General features: G+C 68.6%; 7 protein-coding genes. 3 read left to right on the top strand and 4 right to left on the bottom strand.

The genetic code is table 11. The features are described 5' to 3' along the window. The 4 genes from ACPEH1_RS11820 to dapB all read right to left on the bottom strand — a co-directional run. Positions 1 to 198: hypothetical protein (locus ACPEH1_RS11820; protein WP_423715823.1), on the bottom strand; the 198-nt coding region annotated here is incomplete at its 3' end. 54 nt (positions 199 to 252) lie between these two features. Further along, positions 253 to 831 (bottom strand): hypothetical protein, encoded by a 579-nt coding sequence (locus ACPEH1_RS11815; RefSeq protein WP_287251860.1) that lies wholly within the window; start codon positions 829 to 831, stop codon positions 253 to 255. 72 nt (positions 832 to 903) lie between these two features. Then, positions 904 to 2,034, bottom strand: coding sequence for a glutamine-hydrolyzing carbamoyl-phosphate synthase small subunit (carA, locus tag ACPEH1_RS11810; RefSeq protein WP_017356342.1), 1,131 nt, complete (start codon positions 2,032 to 2,034; stop codon positions 904 to 906). 224 nt (positions 2,035 to 2,258) lie between these two features. Further along, a complete protein-coding gene (gene dapB, locus ACPEH1_RS11805) occupies positions 2,259 to 2,999 on the bottom strand; it encodes a 4-hydroxy-tetrahydrodipicolinate reductase (RefSeq protein WP_026070816.1) in 741 nt (246 codons plus the stop codon). A gap of 116 nt (positions 3,000 to 3,115) precedes the next feature. Here dapB and ACPEH1_RS11800 point away from each other — a divergent pair, with 116 nt between their 5' ends. The 3 genes from ACPEH1_RS11800 to ACPEH1_RS11790 are packed head-to-tail and all read left to right on the top strand — an operon-like array spanning position 3,116 to position 4,916. Continuing rightward, a complete protein-coding gene (locus ACPEH1_RS11800; RefSeq protein WP_017356344.1) occupies positions 3,116 to 3,877 on the top strand; it encodes a 3-oxoacyl-ACP reductase in 762 nt (253 codons plus the stop codon). Positions 3,878 to 3,879: 2 nt separating this feature from the next. Then, a complete protein-coding gene (locus ACPEH1_RS11795) occupies positions 3,880 to 4,281 on the top strand; it encodes a MerR family transcriptional regulator (RefSeq protein WP_136004006.1) in 402 nt (133 codons plus the stop codon). Positions 4,282 to 4,334: 53 nt separating this feature from the next. Continuing rightward, a complete protein-coding gene (locus ACPEH1_RS11790; RefSeq protein WP_017356346.1) occupies positions 4,335 to 4,916 on the top strand; it encodes an NAD(P)H-dependent oxidoreductase in 582 nt (193 codons plus the stop codon). Positions 4,917 to 5,105 lie beyond the last annotated feature (189 nt).

Genomic DNA, 5,105 nt, shown 5'->3' with positions numbered 1-5,105 from the left:
GATGTAGACGGCGTCGGCCATCTCCGGGTCGGTCATGATCGTGGCCGGATTGCTGTTGACCAGCACCACGCGGTACCCCTCGTCGCGCAGCGCCTTGCAGGCCTGCGCGCCGGAGTAGTCGAACTCGCAGGCCTGGCCGATGACGATCGGGCCGGCACCGATGATGAGGATGGTTTTAAGGTCAGTGCGCTTGGGCATTGTCTTCTCTAAGTCAGTACAGCGTGGCGGGGGAAACTGATCGCACGCTGTCGATCAAGTAGCTTGGGGACTGCTGACACCGCAGTCTGACTGGAACCGTTGATGCATTTGCTGTGTTCGCCTGAAATTGAACGCGGGCTGGCCAGAGAGCGCCCTGACGAAGGCCATGAACGGCACCGACGACATGAACGCCTCGGCCTCGGCGCGGAACTCCGGCGCCGGCAGCGGCGCCTGGCTGTCGTCGCCGAACTCCAGCTTGGCCTGCATGTTCGCCGCGAACGCGGCCATGAACGCAGCGCCGGCCGGGGTGGCGGCGAAATCCAGCCAGGACTGCACCTGCTCGGCGGTCATCCGCTCGACCAGGCGCTCGCGCATCACCTCGTCCAGGGTGGCGTTGAGCACCCGCGCCGCGCAGGCGCGCTGCGGGCCGTCCAATGCACCCAGGCCGGGATCTTCGGCGATCAGGCCATCGGCGATCAGGGTGAGCGACCGCTGCCACCCAACCTGCGCGACCATCCGGTCAACCCGCTGCGCCTGGCCGCTGTCCTGCGCCATCGCCGGGGCCATGACCAGCGCGGACAGCAGCGCGGCACGGCCCAGCACGACAACGAGGGATTTACGCGGCTTCAGCATGTCACTCCAAGCTTCATCGGTTTCCGGCAGTCGGGATGGGCCGCAGCCCTGCCGCGTCTGCCAGGCGGGACATCAGGCCTTGGCCTGCGCCATCAGGGTCACGAAACGGTCGAACAGCGGAGCGACGTCGTGCGGCCCCGGCGACGCTTCGGGATGGCCCTGGAACGAGAACGCCGGCACGTCGGTGCGCGCGATGCCCTGGTTGGTGCCATCGAACAGCGACCGGTGGGTGACGCGCAGGGTGGCCGGCAGCGAGGCCTCATCCACCGCAAACCCGTGGTTCTGCGAGGTGATCATCACCCGGCCGTCGTCCAGGTCCTGCACCGGGTGGTTGGCACCGTGGTGGCCGTGGCCCATCTTGATGGTCTTGGCGCCGGACGCCAGCGCCAGCAGCTGGTGGCCAAGGCAGATGCCGAACACCGGCACCTTTTTGTCCAGGAACACCTTGATCGCCTCGATCGCGTAGTCGCACGGTTCCGGGTCGCCCGGGCCGTTGGACAGGAACACGCCATCGGGATTCATCGCCAGCACCTCGGCGGCCGGGGTCTGCGCCGGCACCACGGTGATGTCGCAGCCGCGTTCGGCCAGCATGCGCAGGATGTTGAGCTTGGCGCCGAAGTCGTACGCCACCACCTTGTACTGGGGGGCCGCGCTGGCGAACGTGTTGGAATCCAGGTCGAGCTGGCCCTCGTTCCAGCTGTAGGCCTTGCTGGTGCTGGTCACCTTGGCCAGGTCCATGCCCTTCAGGCCCGGGAACTTGCGTGCCGCTTCCAGCGCCACGTCCACGTTGATGTCGTCGCCGGCCATCAGCGCACCGTTCTGGGCGCCGCGCTCGCGCAGGATGCGCGTCAGCTTGCGCGTATCGATGCCGGAGATCGCCACCACGCCACGCTGCAGCAGCCAGTCCTGCAGCGATACCTGGCTGCGCCAGTTGCTCGGGCGGCGCGGCACGTCGCGCACGATCAGACCGGCCGACCACACCTTGTGGGCTTCGTCGTCCTGGTCGGTCATGCCGGTGTTGCCGATATGCGGGTAGGTCAGCGTGACCATCTGCCGGGCGTAGGAGGGATCAGTCAGCACTTCCTGGTAACCGGTCATGGCGGTGTTGAACACCACCTCACCGACGGACAGGCCGGGCGCGCCTACGGATTCGCCCTCGAATACGGTGCCGTCTTCGAGGACGAGGATTGCGGCTTGGGTCACGGGAATCTCACTTTGGCTACCGAGGGGTCACCGAAGTCACGCCACGCTTCACGGAAAAGCGGTTGCAAAAAAGCGCGGACTGCGGTGCGGGACCGGTCCGGCTGTCGTGATTCGGCGAGCGGGAATTGTAAAGGCAAGCACCCGGCGACGCCAGCGTTTGCTTGCAATCGCTGACGTACGGGCACGCACGGCCACCCCCGGGTTCAGGGTGGCAAGCGCCCTGTTCAGCCTGCCGGACCCGGCGGGGGGCCGTCGAGCAGGTCGCGGACCCGATAGCTGCCGGGGGCACGCCCATTCAGCTGGGTCGCGGCAAACAGTGCGCCGCGCGCGAAGATGTCGCGGTTGGTGGCGCGGTGGATGAGCTCGATGCGCTCGCCCAGCCCGGTGAACTGCACCAGGTGCTCGCCCACGATGTCGCCGGCGCGCAGGCTGGCGTAGCGCGGCTGCGCCCCGCCCTTGCGTGCGGCCTCGCCCAGGGTCAGCGCCGTACCGGACGGCGCATCCTGCTTGTGGACATGGTGGGACTCGACGATGTCGCACTCCCACCCCGACAGGGCAGCGGCGGCCCGTTCCACCAGCTCGTCCAGCACGGCCACGCCCAAGCTGAAGTTGGAGGCCCACACCAGCGGAATGCGGCTGGCGGCGGCAATCAGCGCCTGGCGTTGCGATTCGCTGATGCCGGTGGTGCCCGAGACCAGGCCGGCGTTGCGTTCCACGCACAGCGCCAGGACCGGATCGAAGCCGTCCGGCAGGCTGAAGTCGATTGCCACGTCGAACGGCGGTGCACCGGACAGCTCGGCGCTGGCGAAGTGCGGCACGCCGTCGACAACGCGCTGCGCCGGTGCACGGCCGGTCACAGCCGCAACGACCTGCAGATGGGAAGTGCCGGCTGCCAGCCGGAGCAGGGTCTGGCCCATCCGCCCGGAGGCACCGTGGACGAGCAAACGAAGGGGGGAAGTGGTCATCCCTGCAGGCTAGCGGGTGGCGGCAAGCCTGCACAAGGGGAAACAGCGTCACTGCACCGCCCGGAGCGCCCTCGCCGCTTGCTACGCTGTGGCCCGGTTTCTTCAGGCAGCCTGCCATGCAGCTTTCGCATCACCTCGTCCTGGTCACCGGCGGCGCCCGTGGCCTGGGGGAGCACCTGGTCCGCGCGTTCGCCCGTGAGGGCGCACAGGTCATCATCAACTACCTGCACAGCGCCGATGCCGCCGAGTCCCTGGCCGGCGAACTGGGGGCCAATGCGCTGGCCGTGCGCGCCGATGTGACCGATCGCGCGGAGGTCAACGCCCTGATCGCTGCGGCGCGCCATCACTTTGGACGCGAGGTCAGCTGCGTGGTCAACAATGCCCTGGCCGCGTTCTCGTTCAATGGGGACGCCCGCGCCCCGGCCGACAGCATCGACTGGCAGGCCTTCAGTGCGCAGTTCGACGGCAGCGTGCGCGGTGCGCTCAACACGGTGCAGGCGACCCTGCCCGGCATGCGTGCACAGGGCTTCGGCCGGATCATCAACATCGGCACCAACCTGTTCCAGAACCCGGTGGTGCCCTACCACGATTACACCGCTGCCAAGGCCGCGCTGCTGTCACTCACCCGCACCCTGGCCGGGGACCTCGGCCCGCACGGCATCACCGTCAACATGCTGTCCGGCGGCCTGCTGCGCACCACCGATGCCAGCGCGGCCACGCCCGCGGCGGTGTTCGACTACATCGCCGCCAACACCCCGCTGCGCAGCGTGACCACCCCGGCCGAGTTCGCCGACGCAGCGCTGTTCTTCGCCTCGCCGTGGGCGCGCGCGATCACCGGCCAGAACCTGGTGGTGGACGGCGGACTGGTGCGCGACTGACCGTGCGCATCTCCGATATCGCCCGGCGCAGCGGCGCCAGCCAGAAAGCCATCCGCCTGTACGAAGCACGGGGCCTGCTCGCCCCGGTGCCACGCATCAACCGCTACCGGGACTACAGCGAGCAGGACCTCACCCTGGTGCTGCTGATCCGCCAGGCACAGGCGCTGGGCTTCCGGCTGGCCGAGGTCGTCGCTGTGCGCCGGCCCGATGGCAGCTTCGACGGTGATCGCCTGCAGGCGCTGCTTGCCCAGCGGCAGCAGGCGGTACGCGGCGACATTGCGCGGCTGCAGCAGCTGGACGCTGCGCTGACCGTCCTGCGCGGCGACATCGCAGCGCTGGTCGCGCAGGGCGACGCCGGCGTACTGGACGCGTGCATCTCGGCGGGCGCCTGCGCCACGGCTTGACTCTGCCCCACGGGGCAGACCGTAGCCTGCGCCCTTCTTCTTCGAGCGCCCCCATGTCCAGATCGATCGTCATACTCCTTGGCCACCCCGATCACGACAGCCTGTGCGGCGGCCTGGCCGAGCGCTACCAGCAGGCCGCCCTCGCCGCAGGCCATCGCGTGCAGCTGTTCCGCCTGGGCGATATCGATTTCGACCCGGTGCTGCGGCATGGCTACCGGCAGATCCAGCCGCTGGAGCCGGGACTGCAGCAGATCAACGACGCCATCGCACAGTGCGAGCACCTGGTACTGGTCTACCCCACCTGGTGGGGTGGCATGCCGGCCCTGCTCAAAGGCTATTTCGACCGTGCGTTCCTGCCCGGGTACGCCTTCCGCTACCGCACGGACTCGGTGTGGTGGGACCGCCTGCTGAGCGGCCGCAGCGCGCGGGCGATCATCACGATGGACACCCCGCCCTGGTACTACCGCTGGGTGTACCGGATGCCCGGCCACCAGCAACTGAGGCGGACCATCCTGGACTTCTGCGGAATCCGGCCGGTGCGGATCAGCAGTTTCGGCCCGGTGCGCAGCGCCGACACCCGGACGCGCGCGCGGTGGCTGGCCACCGTGGAGCGTCTGGGCGCACAGGCGCGCTGAGCGACCTGACGCAGGCCCGTAGAGCCGGGCTCTGCCCGGCGGCCTTTCGTTGGGTATCCCACGATCTGACGCAAGCCGGGTAGAACCCGGCTCTACAAGGCTGCGCTTTGCCTGGGTGTCCCACGATCTGACGCAAACCCGTAGAGCCGGGCTTTGCCCGGCTGCCTTTCGTTGGATATCCCACGATCT

Source organism: Stenotrophomonas sp. NPDC077421, from assembly GCF_049545505.1.
GTDB lineage: Bacteria > Pseudomonadota > Gammaproteobacteria > Xanthomonadales > Xanthomonadaceae > Stenotrophomonas > Stenotrophomonas nematodicola.
Note: the sequence above shows the minus strand (reverse complement) of the source record. Positions and strands in the feature narration are given on the sequence as shown.